The sequence below is a fragment of the Mycobacterium paraffinicum genome (assembly GCF_025822865.1).
Classification (GTDB): Bacteria; Actinomycetota; Actinomycetes; order Mycobacteriales; family Mycobacteriaceae; genus Mycobacterium; species Mycobacterium paraffinicum.
This window is the reverse complement of sequence record NZ_JACKUR010000025.1, coordinates 321687-346305: the sequence shown is the minus strand read 5'-3', so window position 1 is coordinate 346305 and position 24619 is coordinate 321687. Positions and strand designations below refer to the sequence as shown.

The window sequence follows — 24619 nt, the reverse complement described above, 5'->3', positions numbered from 1 at the left end:
CCCATGCCCACCATGACGGCCCGGTCGGTGGTGCTCAGCGTCCTGCTGGGGGCCCACCCGGCGTGCGCCAGCGCGAGTGAATTGGTCAGGCTCACCGCCGATTTCGGCATCAAAGAGACCACCCTGCGGGTGGCGCTGACCCGCATGGTGGGTGCGGGCGACCTGATCCGCTCCGCCGACGGCTACCGGCTCTCGGATCGCCTGCTGGCCCGCCAGCGGCGGCAGGACGACGCCATCAACCCGCGAGTCCGCCCGTGGCGCGGGGAGTGGATCACCCTGATCGTGACCAGCGTGGGCGGCGACGCACGCACCCGGGCGGCGCTTCGAACCGCCCTGCACGGCAAGCGATTCGGCGAACTGCGCGAAGGCGTCTGGATGCGGCCCGACAACCTCGAGCTCGACCTCGACCCCGAGGTCGACGCCCGCGTGCGCGTCCTGCGGGCACGCGACGACGATCCCGCCCAGCTGGCCGCCCAGCTGTGGGACCTGCCGGCCTGGGCCCGGGCCGGCAGCCGCATGCTCAACGAGATGGTTAGCGCGCCAGACATTCCCGGCCGTTTCGTGATCGCGGCGGCGACGGTGCGGCACCTACTCACCGACCCGGTGCTGCCCGACGAACTGCTGCCGGACGACTGGCCCGGCGCCCGGCTGCGCGCGGCTTACCACGACTTCGCCACCGAGTTGCTCGAGCGGCGCGAACCACTATTTGCGGAGGCAAAATGAACGATCCGGTGCGTATCGAACGCAACGGCCCGGTGACGACGGTGATCCTGAACCGCCCGGCGGCGCGCAACGCGGTCAACGGCCCCACCGCCGCGGCGCTGTACGCGGCGTTCGACGAATTCGACCGCGACGACACCGCATCGGTCGCCGTCTTATGGGGAGACGGTGGAACATTCTGTGCCGGAGCCGATTTGAAGGCCTTCGGCACACCGGACGCGAACGCCGTGCACCGGACGGGCCCGGGCCCGATGGGTCCGACGCGGATGGAGTTGTCCAAACCCGTGATCGCCGCGGTGAGCGGCTACGCCGTCGCCGGGGGCCTGGAGTTGGCCGTCTGGTGCGACCTGCGGGTGGCCGAGGAGGACGCCGTGTTCGGGGTGTTCTGCCGCCGGTGGGGGGTGCCGCTGATCGATGGCGGCACCGTGCGGCTGCCGCGGCTGATCGGGCACAGCCGCGCGATGGACATGATTCTCACCGGCCGCGGCGTCAAGGCCGACGAAGCCCTCGAGATGGGGCTGGCCAACCGCGTCGTGCCCAACGGCCACGCGCGGCAGGCGGCCGAGGAACTGGCGGCGCAACTGGCCGCGCTGCCGCAGCAGTGCCTGCGGTCCGACCGGCTTTCGGCGCTACATCAATGGGGGACAACGGAACCCGAGGCGATCGATTTCGAATTCGCCAGCATCTCCCGCGTCGCCGCCGAGGCGAACGAGGGGGCCGGACGGTTCGCCGCGGGCGCGGGCCGGCACGGGGCACCCGCCGGCTAGCCGGCGCCTCGGGTCGGTCTCTTACGGCGCGAGCCTCACCCTGCCGGGCGGCGTGGGCGTGGGCGGCGACTCCGGACCAGCGCCGCTACCGCCGGGAGGGCCGCCCGGCGCGGGAGCAGCAGGCGCCTCCTGTTGCGGCCCCGGCTGCGGTTCTTGCGGCGGGGGTGGCGGTTGTTGGCGCGGCGACGGCGTCGCGACCGGCGCGGGCGGCGTCAGGATCTGGGCCGTCGGCGGCGGCGGTGGCGGAAGTTGCGGCGGGTCCGGCTGGCCGGTTTCCCCCAAGGGGACCACGGGGACCGTCGATTGTGGCTCCCGAAGGTCGCTCCACGAGCTGGCGGCGATGTACGGAGTCGAGGTGCTCCGCGAGGTCGATTCGCTCGAGCCGGGCACGGGATTCGCCATGGCCTGAAGGGAGGCAATCTTGGGTTGATCGTTGGGACAGTAGGCCTCGACCGCGGCAGAGATGAAGCGGGCAATGGTGCGGTTGACGCGGTCGGGAGGGTATTGGCCGCCCCCTGAGTTGGCATTGAACGCCCGTTCCTTCATGTCGGCGACCACGCCGTCCACCGGCATTCCGCCGTCGAGTTGGCGGCAAATTCTGTGGGCTGTCGCGATGAGGCTCGGGACGTTCTCGAGCGCAGGGATTCCTTTTTGGTCGAGCAGCGCCACAAACTGATCGTCGGGGTTGGGGTCGGCCGCCGCTGCCCCGTGGGGCAGCATCGCGACGCCGGTCAGTACCACGATGGCCGTAACCAGTGCGCGGGCGTGGTTAGTCCTACGGGTGAGCATGGCTGGATTCCGTTCTGCTGGCAGAATCATATGCCCCGGATCTGCCCGCGGCACCTCGGCGGCGCGGTGTGCGGGCCAAACACCGCGAGGCCGCAGAAGTAGTGGCGCCATGCGCCCCGCCCGCGACGCATCGGGGTATGAAAGTCGTTGTGGCGCAATTGCAACCTGCGTCCGCAAGCTACCTGCGAGCCATTGCCGGCTAGCCGCCCTTGGTGATGGTGTTGCCCGAACCCAGGTTGTCGACCTTGGGCTCACCGTCTTTATAGGTGATGGTGTTGTTCAACCCGACCACGCTGATGCGGGTGTCCACCTTGTCCAGCGTGATCTTGTTGTCCGTGCCGCCGACGGTCACCGTCGCGCAGCTGCCGGTGACCGTCAGGGTGTTGTTGGAACCGCCCACGTTCAGCGACTTGCCGCTGGCGCAGTCAAGCGTCGCGGTGGTACCCATCGACCCGTAGTTGAGCGTGTTGCCGATCTCGACCGACGCGGTGGTGCTCGCCCCGCTCGACCCCGTGGTGGGGGTCGCCCCGGCGCTCGTCGTCGTGCTGCTCTTCGTCGTGGTCGTCGAGCCCGCGGGCGGGTTGGCCGTCGAACTGCAGCCGGCCATCAACACGGCCGCGGCGACCGGCACCACGGCGAGCGTCAGCCCCGAGGGGCGGGCAAAGATGTGGGCGGACATTGTCTCTCGATTCCCCTCGATTGGATGGCCTCTTCGGTTTGGATGGCGATGCGGTGTCTGGTTCAGCCGGGCACCTGCTGGAGCCGGTTGGTCATGCCCAGCTCGCGGCCGCGGTCCCAGATGAACGGCGAGCCGTTGTGGTAGAAGACCGTCTGGTCGTAGCCGTAGACAGTGATGTCGTGCGAGACCGAGTCGGCGACGACGGTGTTGGACGAGCCCATCACCGTGACCGCGTAGCAGTTGCCCAGCGCGGTGACATTGTTGAAGGAGCCGTTGACGAACAGCGTGGCGTCGTTGCAGTCCAGCGTCTGCTGGATGCCCTGCCCGATGACGTGGGTGTCGCCGTTCTTCGCGTGAGCCGGGGGAGCGGGTGCCGCGACGACGGTGATGACGCAGGTTGCCAGCGACCCGGCGACGGTTGTCCAGTTCACTGCGGGCCCCCTCTTTGACAGGTGGATCTGCTCGATGAGATTACGTCCATCCGGCCGTGGCTGAAACGGTTTCGCGGTCGGCGTCAACTAGAGTCATTAGTTAAGCACCACGATCATCCCAAGCGAAGGGCCCCGCCATGGCAGCTCAGCCGGAAACGCCGTCGGCGGCCGGGCGCCCGCGCGCGGGAAGAACCGGCTCGCGCCCGGCAAAGCTGAGCCGCGAAGGCATCATCGACGGCGCGCTCACCTTCCTGGACCGGGAGGGCTGGGACGCCCTCACCATCAACGCGCTGGCGATGCAGCTGGGCACCAAGGGGCCGTCGCTGTACAACCACGTCGACAGCCTGGAGGACCTGCGCCGCGCGGTGCGGATCCGCGTCATCGACGACATCATCACGATGCTGAACAGGGTCGGCGAGGGCCGCGCCCGCGACGACGCGGTGCTGGTCATGGCGGGCGCCTACCGCAGCTACGCCCATCACCACCCCGGCCGGTACTCGGCGTTCACCCGGATGCCGCTGGGTGGTGACGACCCTGAGTACACGGCGGCGACACGAGGCGCTGCGGCGCCGGTGATCTCGGTGCTGTCCTCCTACGGTCTCGACGGCGACGAGGCGTTCCACGCGGCCCTGGAGTTCTGGTCCGCGCTGCACGGCTTCGTGCTGCTGGAAATGACCGGTGTCATGGACGACATCGACACCGACGCGCTGTTCTCGGACATGGTGCTGCGGCTGGCCGCAGGTCTGGAACGGCGCGTGGCGCACGGTTAACCGCCGCTTTGACCTGCAAGACCGGCGGCGGGTATTGTGGAGGCTCGTGCCTGGCGGCTTACGGCGCCTAACCGTAAGGAAGTGAATGCCGGGCGAATTCGCATGTCCACGATGCATCGGATCCTTCTCCGGTGCGCAGCGCGTGCGACACACCCGGCCGCGGGGTAGTGCGGCCGGACATAACTGCAGCACGAAGACTTGAGAACAGCCGACAGACGCACAACACGAACACAGAAAGCCGGTAGATGCCAACGATTCAGCAGCTGGTCCGCAAGGGTCGCCGCGACAAGATCGCCAAGGTCAAGACCGCGGCCCTGAAGGGCAGCCCGCAGCGCCGTGGCGTATGCACTCGCGTGTACACCACCACCCCGAAGAAGCCGAACTCGGCGCTTCGGAAGGTTGCGCGCGTGAAGCTGACGAGCCAGGTCGAGGTCACCGCCTACATCCCGGGCGAGGGCCACAACCTGCAGGAGCACTCGATGGTGCTGGTGCGTGGTGGCCGAGTCAAGGACCTGCCCGGTGTGCGGTACAAGATCATCCGCGGTTCGCTCGACACCCAGGGGGTCAAGAACCGCAAGCAGGCCCGTAGCCGTTACGGCGCGAAGAAGGAGAAGAGCTGATGCCGCGCAAGGGGCCCGCGCCGAAGCGTCCGTTGGTCAACGACCCCGTCTACGGGTCGCAACTGGTCACCCAGCTGGTGAACAAAGTTCTCCTGCAGGGGAAGAAATCGCTGGCCGAGCGCATTGTTTATGGTGCGCTCGAGAACGCCCGAGACAAGACGGGCACCGATCCCGTGATCACGCTCAAGCGCGCTCTCGACAACGTCAAGCCCGCGCTGGAGGTGCGCAGCCGCCGCGTCGGCGGTGCGACCTACCAGGTGCCGGTCGAGGTCCGTCCGGACCGGTCCACCACGCTCGCGCTGCGCTGGCTTGTCAGCTTCTCGCGGCAACGCCGGGAGAAGACGATGGTCGAACGGCTGGCGAACGAGATCCTGGACGCCAGCAACGGCCTGGGGGCCTCCGTCAAACGGCGTGAGGACACCCACAAGATGGCCGAGGCCAACCGCGCCTTTGCGCATTATCGCTGGTGACAGCTTCCGGCGATGATGCCGGAGGCTAAATAGACAGCAATCAAGCAACGAAAGAGTGGGAAGACTTCTGTGGCACAGAAGGACGTGCTGACCGACCTCACCAAGGTCCGCAACATCGGCATCATGGCGCACATCGACGCCGGCAAGACGACGACGACGGAGCGCATCCTCTACTACACCGGTATCAGCTACAAGATCGGTGAGGTCCACGATGGCGCCGCCACCATGGACTGGATGGAGCAGGAGCAGGAGCGGGGAATCACCATCACCTCCGCGGCCACCACTTGCTTCTGGAACGACAACCAGATCAACATCATCGACACCCCCGGTCACGTCGACTTCACCGTCGAGGTGGAGCGCAGCCTGCGCGTGCTCGACGGTGCCGTGGCCGTTTTCGACGGCAAGGAGGGCGTCGAGCCGCAGTCCGAGCAGGTGTGGCGCCAGGCCGACAAGTACGACGTGCCGCGGATCTGCTTCGTCAACAAGATGGACAAGATCGGCGCCGACTTCTACTTCTCGGTGCGCACGATGGAAGAGCGCCTGGGCGCCAACGTCATCCCGATTCAGCTGCCGGTCGGCTCCGAAGGCGACTTCGAGGGCGTCGTCGACCTGGTCGAGATGAAGGCCAAGGTGTGGAGCGCCGAGGCCAAGCTCGGCGAGAAGTACGACGTCGTCGACATCCCGGCTGACCTGCAGGAGAAGGCCGACGAGTACCGGACCAAGCTGCTGGAGGCCGTCGCCGAGACCGACGAGGCGCTGCTGGAAAAGTACCTGGGCGGTGAAGAGCTCACCGTCGAGGAGATCAAGGGCGCCATCCGCAAGCTGACCATCAGCTCGGAGGCGTACCCGGTGCTGTGCGGCAGTGCGTTCAAGAACAAGGGCGTGCAGCCCATGCTGGACGCGGTCATCGACTACCTCCCCTCGCCGCTGGACGTGCCGCCGGCCGTCGGCCACGCCCCGGGCAAGGAGGACGTCGAGGTCATCCGCAACCCGTCGACCGACGAGCCGTTCTCCGCGCTGGCGTTCAAGGTCGCGACGCACCCGTTCTTTGGCAAGCTCACCTACGTCCGGGTGTACTCGGGCAAGGTCGACTCCGGCAGCCAGGTCATCAACTCCACGAAGGGCAAGAAGGAGCGGCTGGGCAAGCTGTTCCAGATGCACTCCAACAAGGAGAACCCGGTCGAGACCGCGTCGGCGGGCCACATCTACGCGGTGATCGGCCTGAAGGACACCACCACCGGCGACACCCTGAGCGACCCGAACGACCAGGTCGTGCTGGAGTCGATGACCTTCCCCGACCCGGTCATCGAGGTGGCCATCGAGCCGAAGACCAAGAGCGACCAGGAGAAGCTGAGCCTGTCGATCCAGAAGCTCGCCGAGGAGGACCCGACCTTCAAGGTTCACCAGGACTCGGAGACCGGTCAGACCGTGATCGGTGGCATGGGCGAGCTGCACCTGGACATCCTGGTCGACCGCATGCGCCGCGAGTTCAAGGTCGAGGCCAACGTCGGCAAGCCGCAGGTCGCCTATAAGGAGACCATCAAGCGGGCCGTGGACAAGGTCGAGTTCACCCACAAGAAGCAGACCGGCGGTTCCGGCCAGTTCGCGAAGGTGCTGATCAGCCTCGAGCCGTTCCACGGCGAGGATGGGGCTACCTACGAGTTCGAGAACAAGGTCACCGGTGGCCGCATCCCGCGTGAGTACATCCCGTCGGTGGACGCCGGTGCGCAGGACGCCATGCAGTACGGCGTGCTGGCCGGCTACCCGTTGGTGAACTTGAAGGTCACCCTGCTCGACGGCGCCTTCCACGAGGTGGACTCGTCGGAGATGGCGTTCAAGATCGCCGGTTCCCAGGTGCTGAAGAAGGCTGCGCAGCAAGCCCAGCCGGTGATCCTGGAACCGATCATGGCCGTCGAGGTCACCACGCCCGAGGACTACATGGGCGACGTGATCGGCGACTTGAACTCCCGCCGTGGCCAGATCCAGGCCATGGAGGAGCGGAGCGGTGCACGCGTCGTCAAGGCGCACGTGCCGCTGTCGGAGATGTTCGGCTACGTCGGCGACCTGAGGTCCAAGACCCAAGGCCGGGCGAACTACTCCATGGTGTTCGACTCGTACGCCGAAGTGCCGGCGAACGTGTCGAAGGAGATCATCGCGAAGGCGACGGGTCAGTAAATATCGCCTCGGAGTAATCTTGCCGGGTCATTGCAAAGCCTTGGGCGCGGCACAACTGAAAACACCAACACTGCTTTAACGAGCACCAACAGTCCAGGAGGACAACGAAGTGGCGAAGGCGAAGTTCGAGCGGACGAAGCCGCACGTCAACATTGGGACCATCGGTCACGTTGACCACGGCAAGACGACGCTGACCGCGGCTATCACCAAGGTTCTGCACGACAAGTACCCGGACCTGAACGAGTCCCGCGCGTTCGACCAGATCGACAACGCTCCCGAGGAGCGTCAGCGCGGTATCACGATCAACATCTCCCACGTGGAGTACCAGACCGACAAGCGGCACTATGCCCACGTCGACGCCCCGGGTCACGCCGACTACATCAAGAACATGATCACCGGTGCGGCCCAGATGGACGGCGCGATCCTGGTGGTTGCCGCCACCGACGGCCCGATGCCGCAGACCCGTGAGCACGTGCTGCTCGCGCGTCAGGTCGGGGTGCCCTACATCCTGGTCGCCCTCAACAAGGCCGACATGGTCGACGACGAGGAGCTCCTCGAGCTCGTCGAGATGGAGGTCCGCGAACTGCTGGCCGCCCAGGAGTTCGACGAGGACGCCCCGGTGGTGCGCGTCTCGGCGCTGAAGGCGCTCGAGGGCGACGCCAAGTGGGTGGAGTCGGTCGAGCAGCTGATGGAGGCCGTCGACGAGTCGATCCCGGACCCCGTCCGTGAGACCGAGAAGCCGTTCCTGATGCCGGTGGAGGACGTCTTCACGATCACCGGTCGTGGCACCGTGGTCACCGGTCGTGTCGAGCGCGGTGTGATCAACGTGAACGAGGAAGTCGAGATCGTCGGTATCAAGCCGACCAGCACCAAGACCACCGTCACCGGTGTGGAGATGTTCCGCAAGCTGCTCGACCAGGGACAGGCCGGCGACAACGTCGGACTGTTGCTGCGTGGCATCAAGCGCGAGGACGTCGAGCGCGGTCAGGTCGTCGTGAAGCCCGGCACCACCACGCCGCACACCGAGTTCGAGGGCAGCGTCTACATCCTGTCCAAGGACGAGGGCGGCCGGCACACGCCGTTCTTCAACAACTACCGTCCGCAGTTCTACTTCCGCACCACCGACGTGACCGGTGTGGTGACGCTGCCGGAGGGCACCGAAATGGTGATGCCCGGTGACAACACCAACATCTCGGTCAAGCTGATCCAGCCCGTCGCCATGGACGACGGTCTGCGGTTCGCGATCCGCGAGGGTGGCCGCACCGTCGGCGCCGGCCGGGTCGTCAAGATCATCAAGTAGGTCCAGTTCGCCGTAGAGCCCGGATCGCCGATTGCGGCGATCCGGGCTTTACGCGTTTTCCCGGGCCGGATCTTGACGATTCCGCTACGATTCCGGGACAAGGGAGTCGGGGGAAGATGGCCGGGAGGTTCGGATGTCCTTCGTATTCGCGACGCCCGAGTACGTCGCCGCCGCGGCGTCGGATTTAGCCAGGATCGGCTGGACGATCACGTCGGCGAACTCGATGGCGCTGGGGCCGACGTCGAGCGTGCTTGCCCCGGGTGCCGACGAGGTGTCGGCCGGTATCGCGGCGCTGTTCGACGCGCATTCTCAGGTCTACCAGGCGCTCAGCGCTCAGGCCGCCGCGTTTCACAACCAGTTCGTGCAGCTGATGAACGGCGGCTCGGCGCAGTACCTCGCCACCGAGGCCGCCAACACCACGCCGCTGCAGTCCGCGGCGGCCCCGGCGTCGATGGCGGCGCAGCTGCCTGCGGCGACCGCCGCGGGCGGTTCGGCGCCGGGTGTACCGGCGGGACCCCTGATGTCGGCGGTCGGGCCGGCCTCGGCGGTCGCCGGTGCGCAGGCACCGGCCAGCCCGACGGTAGCCGCGGCCACCACGGGGCCGGCCGCGATGGCCCCGGCCACCACATCGGCTACGCCGGTGCGGATGGTGACCCCCGCCTATACCCCGGCCACCACGCAGCCCGCGGCGCCGGCCGCGGCGCCGGTCAATCCGCTCGCGTCGACGCCGGCGCAGGTGGAGACCCCGCAGGCCGCCGCGGCCCCGGCGATGCCGGTATCGACCGGCACGCCGGTGAAGATGGTGTCGGCCCATTCACCCGCCGCGCCGACGTCGGCGGAGTCTTCGGCGCGCCCCGCGCCGGCACTGATACCCAAGGTGGACTGACGCCGGGCCGGGTTTGCGTTTATGGCGCGCGCGGCGACATCGCGACAGCTAACCTGACACGAAAATCCCAGCAAGGGTAAGGAGACACTCGTGTTGGCGCGCTACCTGAAGGCACAGTTGGTGGTTTTGCTGTGCGGCGGCCTGGTCGGGCCGATCTTCCTGATCGTCTGCTTCACCCTCGGCCTGGGCAGCCTGCTGCAGTGGATGTTCTACGTCGGCCTGCTCATCACGGTGGCCGACGTGCTGATCGCGCTCGCGCTGGCCAACTACGGCGCGAAGTCGTCGGCCAAGACGGCGGAGCTCGAGCAGAACGGGGTACTGGCGCTCGCTCAAATCACTTGCGTCACCGAGACGGGGACGTGGATCAACAACCAGCAGGTGGTGAAGGTGAACCTGCACATCTCCGGGCCGGGTTTCGTGCCGTTCGACAGCGAAGACCGGGTGATCGCGAGCGTGACCCGGCTCGGCAACCTGAGCGCCCGCAAGGTGGTGGTGCTGGTCAACCCCACCACCAACGAGTACCGAATCGACTGGGAGCGAAGCGCGTTGGTCAACGGTTTGGTGCCGGCGCAGTTCACCGTGGCCGAGGACAACAGGACCTACGACCTGAGCGGGCAGGCCGGCCCGTTGATGGAGATCCTGCAGATCCTCAAGGCCAACAACGTTCCGCTCAACCGGATGGTCGACATCCGGTCGAACCCGGTGCTGCGCCAGCAGGTCCAGACGGTGGTCCGCCGCGCGGCCGAACAACAGGCGCCGGCCGCACAGGCCGCCCAGCCGGCCGCCGCCGCGGGCCCGGCGCCGGTGGTGACGCCCCCGCAACCGTCGATCGCTCAGCGGCTTCAGGAGCTCGAGACGTTGCGCGCCAGTGGTGCGCCGACCGACCAGGAGTACAACAGCCGGCGGGCCCAGATCATCTCCGAAATCTGATCGGCGGGCGAGTTAGAACAGGTTTCAGTTTCGCTGCTAGCCTGACTGCGTGGCGGGACAAACTGGATCACTGCAGGGGCGGGTGGCTTTCATTACCGGCGCCGCCCGCGCCCAGGGCCGTTCGCACGCGGTGCGGCTGGCCGCCGAAGGCGCCGACATCATCGCGCTCGACATCTGCGCCCCGGCGTCAAAGAGCCTGACCTACGCGCCGGCGACGCCGGAGGACCTCAGCGAGACCGTCCGCCTGGTGGAAGCCGAGGGCCGCAAGGTGCTGGCCCGTGAAGCGGACATCCGCGACGACGCCGCGCTGCGCCAACTGGTGGCCGACGGCGTCGAACAATTCGGACGGCTCGACATCGTGGTGGCCAACGCGGGAGTCCTGAGCTGGGGCCGGCTTTGGGAGCTGACCGATGAGCAGTGGGACACGGTGATCGGGGTCAACCTGACCGGCACCTGGCGCACACTGCGCGCCACCGTGCCCGCCATCATCGAAGCCGGCAACGGGGGCTCGATCGTGGTGGTCAGCTCGTCGGCGGGGCTGAAAGCCACTCCGGGCAACGGGCACTACTCGGCCAGCAAGCACGGACTCACCGCACTGACGAACACCCTCGCCATCGAGCTCGGCGAATACAACATCCGGGTCAACTCCATCCACCCCTACTCGGTCGACACCCCGATGATCGAGCCGGAGGCGATGATGGAGATATTTGCCCGCCATCCCGGCTTCGTGCACAGCTTCCCCCCGATGCCCTTGCAGCCCAACGGCTTCATGACGCCCGACGAGGTGGCCGATGTCGTGGCGTGGCTAGCTGGCGACGGGTCGGGCACGGTGACCGGCACGCAGATCCCCGTGGACAAGGGCGCCTTGAAGTATTGACCGGCGATCGTGGTATGAACTCCACGTGACCGCTAGCAAAGGAATCGTGATCGTCGGTGGTGGTCTGGCCGCCGCCCGGACCGCCGAGCAGCTGCGGCGATCCGAGTACACCGGCCGTGTGACGATCATCAGCGACGAGGTGCACGTGCCCTACGATCGTCCGCCGCTGTCAAAAGAGGTGCTGCGCAAAGAGGTCGACGACGTGGCCCTCAAACCGCGCGAGTGGTACGACGAGAACGACATCACCCTGCGGCTGGGTGCGGCGGCCACCGGCCTGGACACCGCGGCGCAGACGGTGACGCTGGCCGACGGGTCCGTGATCGGCTACGACGAACTCGTCATCGCGACCGGTTTGGTGCCGCGACGCATCCCGACGCTGCCCGATCTGGCGGGCATCCGGGTGCTGCGCACGTTCGACGAGAGCATGGCGCTGCGTGAGCACGCCTCCGCGTGCCGGCGAGCCGTGGTCATCGGCGCCGGCTTCATCGGCTGTGAGGTGGCGGCCAGCCTGCGCAGCCTCGGGGTGGACGTCGTGTTGGTCGAGCCGCAGCCGACGCCCCTGGCGTCGGTGCTCGGCGAGCCGATCGGCGAGCTGGTCGCGCGCCTGCACCGCGCGGAGGGGGTCGATGTGCGCCTTGGTGTCGGGGTGGCCGAAGTGCGCGGCGACGAGCGGGTGGACACCGTGGTGCTGACCGACGGCACCGAGCTCGTCGCGGACCTGGTGGTCATCGGCATCGGATCCCGCCCCGCCACGGGCTGGCTCGAGGGCAGCGGTGTCGAGGTCGACAACGGCGTGCTCTGCGACGAGGCCGGACGGACCAGCGCGCCGAACGTGTGGGCGCTCGGTGACGTCGCCTCCTGGCGCGACGCGACGGGACATCAAGCGCGCGTGGAACATTGGAGCAACGTCGCCGACCAGACCCGCGTGGTGGTGCCCGCGATGCTGGGGCAGGAAGTCTCGTCGGCCGTGGTCGTCCCGTACTTCTGGAGCGACCAGTACGACGTCAAGATCCAATGCCTCGGCGAGCCCGAAGCCACCGACACCGTCCACCTCGTCGAAGACGACGGCCGCAAGTTCCTGGCCTATTACGAGCGCGACGGGGTGCTGGTCGGGGTGGTGGGCGGCGGGATGCCCGGCAAGGTCATGAAGGTGCGCGCCAAGATCGCCGCCGGCGCGCCCATCGCGGACGTGCTGGGCTGACTCTTGCGGAAGCGCCTGCGCCCCAGCATTTTTCCTGCCCACGACTCACAGCCAGCGCACCGGCGGGCCATGAGGATGGCATTCGCCGAGTATCTCGAGGTCGCCGCCCGGCCAGCGGCGCGCCCGCACCAAGAACCGGATGGGTGAGTCGGGCCGGTCGCGCGCCGGCTCCAGGGTGAGGTGGACGAACGGCGATCGCTCATCCGCCTGCTCGCCCAGCGCGTGGACGCGCGCGCGAACGGTCTCCCGCTCCTCGCCGGACAGGTATTGCCAGGTGATGGAATGCCACAGCACCGTCAGCGCGCCCGCGGCCAGGGTCAGGCCGGCGACCGCGTCGGCCGCCGTCTGGCGTTCCAGCCCGGCCGGCACCCGCCGGGCGACCTCGATGGCGCCGCGCAACCGATCTAGTCGGGCGCTCTGGTCGGGCCACACGTAGCTCAACACGGTGAGCTCCCCGTCGGCCCCGGTGACGTCGATGGGTGCGATGTCATAGCCGTGCCGCTCGACGATCCGTACCCGGCCGTGCGGCAGCGCGCCGCGCCACGCGTCGGAGATGGTCACCGGCGAATCGCCCGGCCCCCACTGGCCACCGGCGAATCGGTAACCGTAATGATCTCCGCGCAGGTTCAGCCCCGCGCTCGATCCGATCTCGAAAAGCCTTATCGGCAGCTCGAATTCACGGTTGACGCGCAACAGGCCACCGATCAGCGCGGCGGACCGCCCGACCTCGTTGGTCTGGGGCGGTTGCCGCAACGCCGCCCGCAGGGCCTCGGAGTGGCCGGCCGCGACGTCCTTGATCTCCGGCCACGCCGACTCGGCGTCCCAGCTGCCCCCGGTGCTGGGATACCACCGGCGCAATTGCGCCGCCCGGCCGTCGAGCACCAATCGGTGCAGCCCGCCAAGCAGCCGCAGCGGCACCGCCAGGCGCGACGGGTCGTCCTCGTGCCCGGACAGGATGGCGGCGAAGACGCCGCCGGCGGCGACGTCGATGGCCACCAGCTCGAAAAGCTCCCCGTACATCGGTGAGCCCGAGCCGGCGCAGAACCGCCCCTGCGCCCGCAGGGTGTGCAGCAGGTGGTCACCGGTCACCGATCCAGCCTGTCCAGTCCGGCGCCGACAACGTCAAACGCGTTGCCCAGCGCGGTCGGCAGCGGGACGGACTCGTCACCGAGCCAGTGCTCGTAGGCCGACAGCGCCACCGCGAGCATGGTCCAGGCGGCGGTCTGGGGCAGCAGGTCGGTCGACTTGCGGTCCGACCGGCGGGCCACGAAGCCGGCGATCACCTCGCGCCAGCCCGCGTACATCGTCATCGAATAGGCCTGCAGTTCGGCCGTCTGCAGGATCACCCGCATGCGCTCGCGGTGCCGCGCGGTCTCGGACTCGTCAAAGGTGTTGAACGTTAACAGCGCATCGCGCAGTGCCTGGCCCAGCGGCACCCGCGGATCGACGTCGTCGAGCAAGTCACGCAGGTGCGCGAGGTGGGTGTCGAAGTCGCCCCAGGGGATCGCGTTCTTGGACGCGTAGTAGCGAAACAGCGTCCGCCGCGAGATGCCGGCGGCCTGCGCGACGTCGTCGACGCTGACGTCGGCGAAACCGCGGGCGCTGAACAGTTCGATGGCCACGTCGGTGATGTGGTGCGGAGTCGTCGAGCGGCGACGGCCCACCCGTGGCTGCGGCACCATGAGACCCCGCCCTTCCATTTCGGCACTCGATGCCATATTCTGACGAAGCTTGTGACTCGATCCCCATCGTTGTCAAGAACCGACGAAAGGCAATGACCCGTGGACCACGAAACCGAGACCGAGACCCAACTCGTCGCCGAGACCCTGGTCGAAGAGGTGTCCATCGACGGCATGTGCGGGGTCTACTGACCCGCGTGTTCGACCCCGACCGCGGCTGGCGGTTGCACCCGCAGGTGGCGGTTCGACCCGAACCGTTCGGGGCGCTGCTGTATCACTTCGGCACCCGCAAGCTGTCCTTTCTCAAGAACCGCACCATTCTGACGGTGGTGCGGTCGCTGGCCGACCATCCCGATGTACATTCCGCCTGCCGCGCGGCGGGTGTGGACGACTCGGGCGAGGCGCCGTACCTACACGCGCTGGGCGTGTTGGCCGATTCGAAGATGTTGGTACCTCAGGAGGTTCCATGACCGCCGGACTGGCCAGAGTGCCGCGGCTCATCGAGCAGTTCGAGAGCGGGCTGGATGCGCCAATCTGCCTGACGTGGGAGCTGACGTACGCCTGCAACCTGGCGTGCGTGCACTGCCTGTCGTCCTCGGGTAAACGCGATCCGCGGGAGCTGTCCACCCGGCAGTGCATGGACATCATCGACGAGCTCGAACGCATGCAGGTGTTCTACGTCAACATCGGCGGTGGGGAGCCCACCGTGCGCCCGGACTTCTGGGAGCTGGTCGACTACGCCACCGCGCACCACGTCGGGGTGAAGTTCTCCACCAACGGTGTCCGCATCACCGAAGAGGTCGCCGCCCGGTTGGCCGCCAGCGACTACGTCGACGTCCAGATCTCGCTGGACGGCGCCACCGCGGAGGTCAACGACGCGGTCCGCGGCCCCGGGTCCTTCGACATGGCCGTGCGCGCGCTCGAAAACCTGGCCAACGCGGGCTTTGCCGACGCGAAGATCTCCGTCGTGGTCACCCGGCACAACGTCGACCAGCTCGACGAATTCGCCGCGCTGGCAAGCCGTTACGGCGCCACCCTGCGCATCACGCGGCTGCGTCCCTCGGGCCGGGGCGCGGACGTCTGGGAGGACCTGCACCCCACCGCCGAGCAGCAGGTGCAGCTCTACGACTGGCTGGTGGCCAAGGGGGAGCGGGTGCTCACCGGCGACTCCTTCTTCCACCTGTCGCCGCTGGGGTCCTCCGGCGCGCTGGCCGGGCTGAACATGTGCGGCGCCGGCCGGGTGGTGTGCCTGATCGACCCGGTGGGCGACGTGTATGCCTGCCCATTCGCCATTCACGACCGCTTCCTGGCCGGAAATGTTCTGTCGGACGGTGGGTTTGACCAGGTCTGGAAGAACGCACCGCTGTTCCGTGAGCTCCGCGAACCGCAGTCCGCGGGCGCGTGCGGCAGCTGCGGCCACTACGACGCCTGCCGGGGCGGCTGCATGGCGGCCAAGTTCTTCACCGGCCTGCCGATGGACGGGCCGGATCCCGAATGCGTCCAGGGGCACAGCGCGTCGGCGTTGGCCCGCCGGCGCGAGACGCCGCGCCCCCGGGCCGACCATTCCCATGGGCGGCGGGTTCGCCAGCCGGTGCCCCTGACGCTGTCGGTGCGGCCACCGGACGTGCCACCCGCGCGGCTGTGCAACGAAAGCCCGGTGTGATCATGGCCGGCCAGTGGTTTGAAACCGTCGCCATCGCGCAGCAGCGCGCGAAGCGGCGGCTCCCGAAATCCGTTTACTCGGCGCTGCTTGCGGGCAGCGAAAAGGGAGTCACCGTCTCCGATAACGTCGCGGCGTTTGGTGAACTCGGATTCGCCCCGCACGTCGTGGGCGCGCAGGAAAAGCGCGACCTGTCGACTACCGTGATGGGACAAGATATTTCGATGCCGGTGCTGATTTCGCCAACCGGTGTCCAGGCGGTCGATCCGGACGGTGAGGTCGCGGTCGCGCGGGCTGCGGCGGCGCGGGGAACCGCGATGGGCCTGTCCTCTTTCGCCAGCAAGCCGATCGAGGAGGTTATCGCCGCCAATCCCAAGATCTTCTTCCAGGTGTACTGGCTGGGCGGGCGCGACGCGATCGCCGAGCGGGTGGAACGGGCGCGCCAGGCCGGGGCGGTTGGTTTGATCGTCACCACCGACTGGTCGTTCTCCCACGGGCGCGACTGGGGTAGTCCCCAGATTCCCGAAGCGATGAACCTGCGGACCGTCCTGCGGCAGTCTCCGGAAGCGGTCTTCAAGCCACGCTGGCTGCTCAAATACGGCAAGACACTGCGCCCGCCGGATTTGCGGGTGCCCAACCAGGGTCGCCGCGGTGAACCCGGCCCGCCCTTTTTTGCGGCCTACGGCGAGTGGATGGGTACGCCGCCCCCGACGTGGGAGGACATCGCCTGGCTACGCGAGCTGTGGGGCGGCCCCTTCATGCTCAAGGGCGTGATGCGTGTCGATGACGCGAAAAGGGCTGTCGACGCCGGGGTTTCGGCGATTTCGGTGTCGAACCACGGTGGTAACAACCTCGACGGCACGCCGGCCTCGATCCGCGCCCTGCCCGCGGTGGCCGCCGCGGTCGGCGATGAGGTCGAGGTGCTGCTCGATGGTGGCATCCGCCGCGGCAGCGACGTCGTCAAGGCCGTGGCGCTCGGGGCGCGCGCTGTGATGATCGGCCGCGCCTATCTGTGGGGCCTCGCGGCGGCCGGCCAGGCGGGCGTGGAGAACGTGCTCGACGTCCTGCGCGGGGGCATCGACTCGGCGCTGATGGGTCTGGGCCATGCCAGCGTCCACGACCTCGGCCCGGAGGACATCCTGGTGCCGGCCGGCTTCACCCGGGCGCTGGGCGTCCCGTCCGGCGGGGACGCCTGATCGGCTAATCACCCATATCCCGGGCAGATTTATCCGGAATGCTCGGCGGCCCCACAACGGTGGTACACGCGTGGTATCCGTGACGAACGAGCACAAATTTCGAACCCCTGATGAACCAGTCAGAAAAAAAATGTTTTCTCCGAACAACAATTGGTGCACGCCAGGTGAATTCGTCCTACCATCACCGAGTGCCCGTACTCGGCGAATTGGCAATGGCGACGTCAAGCCAGCTGTCGGGCACCTCGCCGTCGATATTGATCCCGCTGGGGTCGACCGAACAGCACGGCCCGCATCTGCCGCTGGACACCGACACCCGGATCGCCACCGCGGTCGCCCGTGGGGCTCGGGCCGGTCTCGAAGCGCGCATCGAGCGCGAGTGGTTGCTGGCGCCGGCCATCGCCTACGGCGCCAGCGGCGAGCACCAGAGTTTCACCGGAACGATCTCCATCGGCACCGAAGCCCTGACGATGCTGCTCGTGGAATACGGCCGGTCGGCCGCTAGCTGGGCCAACCGCCTCGTCTTCGTCAACGGCCACGGCGGCAACGTCGCCGCGCTGACCGGGGCGGTGGCGCGGCTGCGGGCCGAGGGCCGCGACGCCGGCTGGTGCCCATGCCTGGCCGACGGCGGCGATGCGCACGCCGGGCACACCGAAACATCGATATTGCTGCACATCTCGCCCGGCGACGTGCTGACCGACCGGTGGCTCGCCGGCAACCGGGCGCCGCTGCCGGAATTACTCCCGTCGATGCGGCGCGGGGGAGTCGCGGCGGTCAGCCCCGTGGGCGTGCTGGGGGACCCGACAACCGCGACGGCCGCCGAGGGCAAGCGCATCCTCGCCGAGATGGTCGACGGCTGTGTCCGGCGAGTGGCCCGGTGGTCGCCCGGGCGCGACGGGATGCTTACATGACGGCGACCCGGCTGCCGGATGGCTTCGCCGTCCAGGTCGACCGGCGGGTGCGGGTGCTCGGCGATGGCTCGGCGCTGCTCGGTGGTTCGCCGACCCGGCTGCTGAAGCTGGCGCCGGCCGCCCAGGACATGCTGTGCGACGGCCGGCTGAAGGTTCGCGACGACGTCAGTGCCCAGCTGGCCCGCACCCTGCTGGACGCCACGGTGGCGCATCCGCGGCCGGCGGGCGGCCCGTCGCACAACGACGTCACCGTGGTAATTCCGGTGCGCGACAACCTTTCCGGGGTGCGCCGCTTGGTGAGCTCGCTGCGCGGTCTGCGGGTCATCGTGGTGGACGACGGTTCGTTCCCGCCGATCGAGCCGGACGACTTCGTCGGCGCGCACTGCGACGTCGAAGTATTGCGGCACTCCCGCTCCAGGGGCCCGGCCGCCGCCCGCAACACCGGGTTGGCCGCCTGCAGCACCGACTACGTCGCGTTTCTGGATTCCGACGTCGCGCCGCGGCGCGGCTGGCTGGAGGCGCTGCTCGGGCATTTCTGCGATCCCACCGTCGCCCTGTCCGCGCCGCGCATCGTCGGTTTGTCGCACAGTGAAAATGTGGTGGCCCGCTACGAGGCGGTGCACTCGTCGCTCGACCTCGGTGAGCGCGAGGCGCCCGTGCTGCCCCACAGCCAGGTGTCCTACGTGCCCAGCGCGGCGATCATCTGTCGGTGCTCCGCCCTCCGCAGGGTCGGCGGGTTCGACGAGACCCTGCAATCCGGTGAGGATGTCGACTTGTGTTGGCGGCTCATCGAGTCCGGCGCCCGGCTGCGCTACGAACCCATCGCGCTGGTCGCCCACGACCACCGCACCGAACTGCGGGATTGGCTCGCGCGCAAGGCGTACTATGGCGGATCGGCGGCCCCGCTCTCGGTTCGCCACCCGGACAAGACGGCCCCGGTGGTGATCTCCGGCTGGGCGCTGATGACCTGGATCCTGATGGCGTTCGGGACCAGCCTGTCCCAACTGGCGTCCGTCGTCGTCGCCGTCCTGACCGGTCGAAGGATCGCCAGGGCGATGCGCGGCGCCGAGACGTCGATCGCCGACGTGGCGATGATCGCGACCCGCGGCCTGTGGTCGGCCGCGCTGCAGCTGGCGTCGGCCCTGTGTCGGCACTATTGGCCGGTGGCGCTGGTTGCCGCCACGCTGTCGCGACATTTCCGACGCGTCGTGCTGGTCGCGGCGATCATGGACGGCGTGGTGGACTGGCTGCGACGCCGCGACGCCGTCGGCGACGATGCCGAACCGATCGGCCTGCTGACCTATCTGTTGCTCAAGCGTGTCGACGACCTGGCGTACGGCCTCGGGTTGTGGTGGGGTGTGGTGCGGGAGCGCAACCTGCGGGCGCTGAAACCCCAGATTCGGAGCTAGCCGCCACCTTGACCCGCCCTTGAGTAAGGCCGCCCCGCACAGCGACGTGCTGATCGTCGGTGCCGGTAGCGCTGGATCGGTTGTCGCCGAACGTCTTTCTGCCGAGCCGGGGTGTGTGGTGACCGTCATCGAGGCGGGGCCGGCCCTCGACGATCCGGGATTGCTCGCTCAAACCGCGAACGGGTTGCAGCTGCCGATCGGGGTCGGCAGCCCGCTGGTGCGCCGTTATCAGACGAGCCTGACCGATCGACCCATGCGCGCGCATCCGATCGTGCGCGGGGCGACCGTCGGTGGCTCGGGCGCAGTCAATGGCGGGTACTTCTGCCGCGGATTGCCGCGCGACTTCGACCGGCTATCGCTACCCGGCTGGGCCTGGTCCGACGTCCTCGACAGCTTCCGGGCCATCGAGACCGACCTGGACTTCAGCGGGCCGGCCCATGGCGGCAGCGGTCCCATCCGGGTCCGTCGTGCCCACGAAATGACGGGAACCACCGATCGTTTCATCACCGCCGCGCAGCGCGCCGGGTTCGACTGGATCGAAGATCTCAATGACTGTGGGCCGGAACTGGTTTCGGGAATGGGCGCCGTCCCGCTCAACATCGTGGACGGTGTGCGTACCGGATCCGGCGCGGGATTTCTGTTGCCGGCGCTGCGCCGGCCTAACCTGACATTGCGCTCCCGGACGCGCGCCGCGCGGTTGCGCTTCGCCGGCACCGCCGCCGCGGGTGTCGACGCGATCGGCCCGCACGGCCACTTGACGCTGACCGCAGACCGGATCGTGTTGTGTGCCGGTGCTATCCAAACGGCACAGCTGCTGATGCTCTCCGGCATCGGACCCGAGGAGGGGTTGCGCTCCGTCGGGGTACCCGCGCTGAGGCCGTTGCCGGTGGGGACGTCGTTCAGCGATCATCCGGAGTGGGTGTTGCCCACCGACTGGACGGTGGCTCCCGGCCGCCCGGTGCTCGAAGTCGTGCTCAGCACCGTCGATGGCCTCGAGATCAGGCCGTACACAGGGGGATTCGTCGCGATGACCGGGGACGGCACCGCCGGTCATGCGGACTGGCCGCACATCGGGGTTGCGCTAATGCGGCCGCGCGCGCGGGGGCGCATTACGCTGGCGTCGGCGGACCCCGAGGCGCCGCCCCGCATCGAGCACCGTTACGACAGCGAGCCCGAAGACGTAGCGGCGCTAGGCCAAGGTGCCGAACTGGCCCGCGAATTGGCGCGTACCGCAACGCATGTCGGCGAACCCGTATGGTCCACGTCGCAACATCTCTGCGGCACAGCGCCGATGGGCGCCGATACCGACCCGCGGGCCGTCGTCGACCATCGCTGCCGGGTGCACGGCATCGACAACCTTTGGGTGATCGACGGCTCGATCCTGCCCGCCATCACCAGCCGGGGGCCGCACGCCACCGTGGTCATGATCGGTCATCGAGCCGCCGAATTCGTTCGGTGATGCGTGGGGGCGGGCCCCAAGGGTGAGGCATGAGGCCCGCCCCGCGAGCGGCGATTGTTCATGCGGTCCACGTAGATGGCCACGGCAAGTGGCAGTGCGCGCGCAAGTAGCGCGTCGCGCGGAAATGCGTCGCAATATCCGTGGACTGCACGGTCGCCATTTCACTGTTCGATTGCCCGTGCTTGTCTCTTTTCGGCTACCTCCCTTCGTCGATGCGTGAAACGTGTCGGCAGACCGGAGGTGAACGCTGCCGGGCCCAGATCAGGGAGGCCGGCCAGCGTGCCCGCCGCCCGAGGGTGTGCGCCGCGCGTCCGGCGCTCGTCGACTCGGTGGACACCAGGGTGCTCGTCCGGCGCCGGCAGCGCCGCGCCATGGGATACTCACAGCCTGGGTGCCGAGCCGGCTCGCTCCCTCGCCTCAGGCGTATCCATTCGGCCTCCACGATCGCCGCCGCCTCACGCATCACCGGGCATACCGGCTCGACCACGCTCGTAACACCCATCAACACCACATCCACCTCGCCTCGCAGAGATGATCTGTATCTGTCGATATACATCTGGTGATACCAGAACCGGCAGAGGTTTTCAAGCGTTGAACCCGCTGTCGGGCAACACTATTGGGCGAAGCGGTGTTGACCTGGGGGCGTTTCAGTGACGGCGGCCGGACAGCATCCCGCGCACCGGCCGAAGCTGCCGGCCGTCACGGCCCGGCGCCCAAACCGCGATCAGCAGCGCGGCGGCGGCGACGATCGCGGCCATCGTGATCGTCGACGCGTGCAAGGCCGCGAGGAACGCGGCCTTGCTGATGTCGGCCAGCTGGCGGCCCTGGGGCCCCATCCGGCCCGCCACCTCCACGGCTTTGGCCAGCGAATCGGTGGCCGCCCCCCGGACGGGCCCGGGAAAGCCTGTCAACTTCGGGGCGAGTTCGTGCGAATAGCGACCGGCCAGAATCGAACCGGCCACCGCGATTCCCAACGCGCCGCCCATCTCCCGGGACGTATCGTTCACCGCGGAGGCGACGCCCTGCTTCTCGTCGGGCACCGCTCCCATGATCGCCGATGTCGTCGGCGCCGTGCAGATTCCGATGCCGGTTGCCAGTATCAGTGTGGGCCAGGCGAATTCCAGATAGGACGAGTGCAGGTTCAACCGGTACATGCACGCGAACCCGACCGCCATCAGCAGCGTGCCGACGAAGAGCACGAGCCGCAGGCCCAGCTTGGGCACGTACCAGAACGACAGCGCCGAGAAGATGCCCAGCGGCACCATGAAGGGGCCGAAGGAGATTGCCGTCGCCAGGGGCGAGTAGCCCATGATCTGTTGCACGTATTGCATGCCGATGTAGAAGAACCCGAACGTGGCGCCGAACAGGATGACGATCGCGGCGACGCCGGTGGCGAAATTCGGATCGGCGAACAGCCGGACGTCGAGCAGGGGTTGCCTGCTGCGCCGGGCGAGGCGCAGCTCGACGGCGCCGAATGCCGCCGCCAGCACCGCGCCCGCGACGAGCCCGCCCCAGACCAGGGGGTTGCTCCATCCGCGGGTCGGCGCCTCCAGTATCGCCGCCACGGCGATGGCCACCGCGGCGCCGATCAGGACCGCGCCCAGCCCATCGATCCGCGGGGCGCCGCCGTCGCGGGACGAGGCGACGGTGCACGCCAGCGCGAAGATCACCAGCCCGGCGGCGCCCAGCGACAAGAAGATCGCGTGCCAGTCCCAAAAGCGAAGCAGCAAACCGGAACCGATCATGCCCAGCACGCCGCCGGATCCGGCCGTGCCGGCCCAGATCCCGACCGCCTTGGTGCGCTCGGCTTTCGGATAGGCCACGCTCAGCAGCGACAGGGTTGCCGGCATCACGAAGGCGGCGCCGATCCCGGCCGCCGCGCGGCCGGCGATGATCTGCGCGGGACTGTGCAGCATCGCCGGGGCCATCGAGCCCAACGAGAAGACCACCAGGCCGATCAGCAGGGCGCCGCGCCTGCCGTAGCGGTCGCCGATCGCGCCCGCGGGCAACAGCAGGCAGGCCAGTGCCACGGTGTATCCGTCGACGATCCAGTTCAGCTGCGACTGGGTGGCCGAGGTGGCCACCGCGAGGTCTCCCAGCGCGGTGTTCAGCGCCGTCATCGACGCGACAACCAGGGCGACTCCCATGCAGGCGACGGCCAGCGTCCAGTTTCGCGCTCGGGGACTATTGCCGATGCTGACTGCATCAGTACGCTGGTCAGGCCGGACCAGGGTTTCGACCATGATGCGCCTCCTCACGGTGGCGTTGGGAAGTTTCGAGACCAATAGTCTTGTAGGTAGACCGATAGTCTTGTTCCCAAACAGGGAGGTGGGTCACAATCACCGGCAGTACCAGCGACCCCCGCCCGGCGCGCTCGCGGGCCCGTTTACTCGAGGCCGCCGCCACGCTGCTGAGTTCCGGCGGTCCCAGCGCGGTGACCGTCGACGCGGTCACCCGCACCGCCAACGTGGCCAGAGCCACACTGTATCGCCACTTCCCGAGCGGAAACGATTTGCTCGCAGCGGCTTTCAACAGCCTCATCCCGCCGTCGCCCACGCCGCCGGCCGAGGGTTCGCTGCGCGACCGCCTGGTGGCGGTGGTGTTGGCGCAGGCCGAATCGGTGGCCCAGGCACCCGTCGTGATGACGGCGATGTCGTGGCTGGCCCTGGGCCGCGACCTGGAAAAGATGCCGGAACCCCGCGACAGCCAGGCGGCGGACAGCGCGGCGATCACCACGCTGCGCGAGCGCATCGCCCAGCAGTACGCCGCCCCGTTCGACGCCATCTTCGACAGCCCGGAGGCCGCCGAGCTTGGCGAGGTGGACCGCTCCCGGGCCATCGCGCTGCTCATCGGCCCCCTGGTGCTGGGGCGCGTTTCCACGTTTCCCGACTTCGATTACCGCGCGTGCGCGCTCGCGGCCGTCGACGGTTTCCTCTATGTTCAGCGTGCACACAACCGGGCCGATGCGGCGAGCGTCGAATCGGCGGGTGCCTGAGGCCGGCGACGGCCGCTGACCAGCGGGTTGACCGCCCGGCGGGGCCGGTTCGGGGGCGTTCGGCCGGGATTTGGCCAAACCCATGATCTAGGGCATACTGTTCAGGTTGCCTTGGGCCGGGTTTGCGCCTGGTCGGGCATACGACCAGCGCCCAAACGGGCGCGTCCGGTCCCATCCTTGGAGCGCGACAAATTTTGCCGCGGTCCAGGCTGCGTGAGGGTGACACACCCGATCGCGGGGGCCGGTGGACCACGACAGGTAAACAGCGGCGCAGTATCCGGCGCGACGCTCGATCGGCCCAGGGTTGACCCGGGCTCGACCAGCGCGCTGGGAGCACCAGGTCCGGACACGGATTTTTGTAAGTGGAGTGAGGGTAGGAGAAGCGTGGCGGGACAAAAGATCCGCATCAGGCTCAAGGCCTACGACCATGAGGCCATCGACGCATCGGCGCGCAAAATCGTCGAGACCGTCGTCCGCACGGGTGCCAGTGTCGTAGGTCCGGTGCCGCTGCCGACTGAGAAGAATGTGTACTGCGTCATTCGCTCTCCGCACAAGTACAAGGACTCGCGGGAGCACTTCGAGATGCGTACTCACAAGCGGTTGATCGACATCCTCGACCCGACGCCGAAGACCGTCGACGCGCTGATGCGCATCGACCTTCCGGCCAGTGTCGACGTCAACATCCAGTAGGGGCTTGG

The 24619-nt window shown here is 68.2% G+C and carries 26 protein-coding genes; 20 read left to right on the top strand and 6 right to left on the bottom strand.

What is annotated here, in order from left to right; translation table 11 throughout:
- Positions 1-3 precede the first annotated feature (3 nt).
- Together H7J89_RS16190 and H7J89_RS16185 are read left to right on the top strand one after the other, a co-directional pair.
- Entirely contained in the window at positions 4-723 is a 720-nt protein-coding gene (locus tag H7J89_RS16190) for a PaaX family transcriptional regulator C-terminal domain-containing protein (RefSeq protein ID WP_264044651.1), read from the top strand.
- Complete coding sequence (locus H7J89_RS16185) at positions 720-1487, top strand: crotonase/enoyl-CoA hydratase family protein (RefSeq protein ID WP_264044650.1); 768 nt, start codon at positions 720-722, stop codon at positions 1485-1487. Before H7J89_RS16190 ends, H7J89_RS16185 begins: the two co-directional genes overlap by 4 nt.
- 21 nt (positions 1488-1508) lie before the next feature.
- Here the strand turns inward: H7J89_RS16185 and H7J89_RS16180 are convergent, their stop codons facing one another.
- The 3 genes from H7J89_RS16180 to H7J89_RS16170 form a co-directional block, all read right to left on the bottom strand.
- Positions 1509-2276 (bottom strand): DUF732 domain-containing protein, encoded by a 768-nt coding sequence (locus H7J89_RS16180; protein WP_264044649.1) that lies wholly within the window; start codon positions 2274-2276, stop codon positions 1509-1511.
- Between the two features lie 199 nt (positions 2277-2475).
- Positions 2476-2955: a DUF3060 domain-containing protein gene (locus H7J89_RS16175; RefSeq protein WP_264044648.1), complete on the bottom strand. Its 480-nt coding sequence runs from the start codon at positions 2953-2955 to the stop codon at positions 2476-2478.
- Between the two features lie 62 nt (positions 2956-3017).
- A complete protein-coding gene (locus tag H7J89_RS16170; RefSeq protein ID WP_264044647.1) occupies positions 3018-3386 on the bottom strand; it encodes a DUF3060 domain-containing protein in 369 nt (122 codons plus the stop codon).
- A gap of 137 nt (positions 3387-3523) precedes the next feature.
- Between H7J89_RS16170 and H7J89_RS16165 the strand changes: the two genes are divergently transcribed.
- The 9 genes from H7J89_RS16165 to H7J89_RS16125 all read left to right on the top strand — a co-directional run bounded on the left by H7J89_RS16165 (position 3524) and on the right by H7J89_RS16125 (position 12615).
- On the top strand, positions 3524-4156 hold the full coding sequence (locus H7J89_RS16165) for a TetR/AcrR family transcriptional regulator (RefSeq protein ID WP_264044646.1): 633 nt from the start codon (positions 3524-3526) through the stop codon (positions 4154-4156).
- A gap of 245 nt (positions 4157-4401) precedes the next feature.
- Positions 4402-4776, top strand: coding sequence for a 30S ribosomal protein S12 (gene rpsL, locus H7J89_RS16160; protein ID WP_007167812.1), 375 nt, complete (start codon positions 4402-4404; stop codon positions 4774-4776).
- Positions 4776-5246: a 30S ribosomal protein S7 gene (gene rpsG / locus H7J89_RS16155; protein WP_007167813.1), complete on the top strand. Its 471-nt coding sequence runs from the start codon at positions 4776-4778 to the stop codon at positions 5244-5246. The genes rpsL and rpsG overlap by 1 nt, the downstream gene beginning before the upstream one ends.
- 69 nt (positions 5247-5315) lie before the next feature.
- The gene (fusA, locus tag H7J89_RS16150; protein WP_264044645.1) at positions 5316-7421 is read left to right on the top strand and encodes an elongation factor G; all 2106 of its coding nucleotides are present in this window, start codon (positions 5316-5318) and stop codon (positions 7419-7421) included.
- A gap of 109 nt (positions 7422-7530) precedes the next feature.
- A complete protein-coding gene (gene tuf, locus H7J89_RS16145; RefSeq protein ID WP_066951944.1) occupies positions 7531-8721 on the top strand; it encodes an elongation factor Tu in 1191 nt (396 codons plus the stop codon).
- A gap of 133 nt (positions 8722-8854) precedes the next feature.
- A complete protein-coding gene (locus tag H7J89_RS25670) occupies positions 8855-9607 on the top strand; it encodes a PE family protein (protein WP_276042150.1) in 753 nt (250 codons plus the stop codon).
- 90 nt (positions 9608-9697) lie between these two features.
- Positions 9698-10537: an SHOCT domain-containing protein gene (locus H7J89_RS16135; protein WP_264044644.1), complete on the top strand. Its 840-nt coding sequence runs from the start codon at positions 9698-9700 to the stop codon at positions 10535-10537.
- 49 nt (positions 10538-10586) lie between these two features.
- Positions 10587-11414, top strand: a complete 828-nt coding sequence (locus H7J89_RS16130) for a mycofactocin-coupled SDR family oxidoreductase (RefSeq protein ID WP_264044643.1) — start codon at positions 10587-10589, stop codon at positions 11412-11414.
- A gap of 25 nt (positions 11415-11439) precedes the next feature.
- Positions 11440-12615: an NAD(P)/FAD-dependent oxidoreductase gene (locus H7J89_RS16125; protein WP_264044642.1), complete on the top strand. Its 1176-nt coding sequence runs from the start codon at positions 11440-11442 to the stop codon at positions 12613-12615.
- A 45-nt stretch (positions 12616-12660) separates the two neighbouring features.
- On the opposite strand, the gene H7J89_RS16120 is transcribed toward H7J89_RS16125, so the two are convergent.
- Together H7J89_RS16120 and mftR are read right to left on the bottom strand one after the other, a co-directional pair.
- Positions 12661-13704, bottom strand: a complete 1044-nt coding sequence (locus tag H7J89_RS16120; RefSeq protein ID WP_264044641.1) for a DUF2332 domain-containing protein — start codon at positions 13702-13704, stop codon at positions 12661-12663.
- Positions 13701-14297, bottom strand: coding sequence for a mycofactocin system transcriptional regulator MftR (mftR, locus tag H7J89_RS16115; RefSeq protein ID WP_264044640.1), 597 nt, complete (start codon positions 14295-14297; stop codon positions 13701-13703). Before mftR ends, H7J89_RS16120 begins: the two co-directional genes overlap by 4 nt.
- 99 nt (positions 14298-14396) lie before the next feature.
- On the opposite strand from mftR, the gene mftA reads away from it, so the two are divergent.
- The 7 genes from mftA to mftG all read left to right on the top strand — a co-directional run bounded on the left by mftA (position 14397) and on the right by mftG (position 20926).
- Positions 14397-14486, top strand: a complete 90-nt coding sequence (gene mftA / locus H7J89_RS16110) for a mycofactocin precursor MftA (protein ID WP_040621348.1) — start codon at positions 14397-14399, stop codon at positions 14484-14486.
- A gap of 5 nt (positions 14487-14491) precedes the next feature.
- Entirely contained in the window at positions 14492-14764 is a 273-nt protein-coding gene (mftB, locus tag H7J89_RS16105) for a mycofactocin biosynthesis chaperone MftB (RefSeq protein WP_231588695.1), read from the top strand.
- Entirely contained in the window at positions 14761-15957 is a 1197-nt protein-coding gene (gene mftC, locus H7J89_RS16100; RefSeq protein ID WP_264044639.1) for a mycofactocin radical SAM maturase, read from the top strand. Before mftB ends, mftC begins: the two co-directional genes overlap by 4 nt.
- 2 nt (positions 15958-15959) lie before the next feature.
- Positions 15960-17150: a pre-mycofactocin synthase MftD gene (gene mftD / locus H7J89_RS16095; RefSeq protein ID WP_264044882.1), complete on the top strand. Its 1191-nt coding sequence runs from the start codon at positions 15960-15962 to the stop codon at positions 17148-17150.
- 164 nt (positions 17151-17314) lie between these two features.
- The gene (gene mftE, locus H7J89_RS16090) at positions 17315-18058 is read left to right on the top strand and encodes a mycofactocin biosynthesis peptidyl-dipeptidase MftE (RefSeq protein ID WP_264044638.1); all 744 of its coding nucleotides are present in this window, start codon (positions 17315-17317) and stop codon (positions 18056-18058) included.
- The gene (mftF, locus tag H7J89_RS16085) at positions 18055-19467 is read left to right on the top strand and encodes a mycofactocin biosynthesis glycosyltransferase MftF (RefSeq protein WP_264044637.1); all 1413 of its coding nucleotides are present in this window, start codon (positions 18055-18057) and stop codon (positions 19465-19467) included. Before mftE ends, mftF begins: the two co-directional genes overlap by 4 nt.
- A 19-nt stretch (positions 19468-19486) precedes the next feature.
- On the top strand, positions 19487-20926 hold the full coding sequence (gene mftG / locus H7J89_RS16080) for a mycofactocin dehydrogenase MftG (RefSeq protein ID WP_264044636.1): 1440 nt from the start codon (positions 19487-19489) through the stop codon (positions 20924-20926).
- Positions 20927-21573: 647 nt separating this feature from the next.
- Here the strand turns inward: mftG and H7J89_RS16075 are convergent.
- Positions 21574-23169 carry an MFS transporter gene (locus H7J89_RS16075; protein ID WP_264044635.1) on the bottom strand — a complete coding sequence of 532 codons (1596 nt, stop codon included), beginning with the start codon at positions 23167-23169 and terminating at the stop codon, positions 21574-21576.
- 95 nt (positions 23170-23264) lie between these two features.
- Here H7J89_RS16075 and H7J89_RS16070 point away from each other — a divergent pair, with 95 nt between their 5' ends.
- Both H7J89_RS16070 and rpsJ read left to right on the top strand, forming a co-directional pair.
- Positions 23265-23921, top strand: a complete 657-nt coding sequence (locus tag H7J89_RS16070; RefSeq protein ID WP_264044880.1) for a TetR/AcrR family transcriptional regulator — start codon at positions 23265-23267, stop codon at positions 23919-23921.
- A gap of 384 nt (positions 23922-24305) precedes the next feature.
- On the top strand, positions 24306-24611 hold the full coding sequence (rpsJ, locus tag H7J89_RS16065; protein WP_003873519.1) for a 30S ribosomal protein S10: 306 nt from the start codon (positions 24306-24308) through the stop codon (positions 24609-24611).
- Positions 24612-24619: the final 8 nt, after the last annotated feature.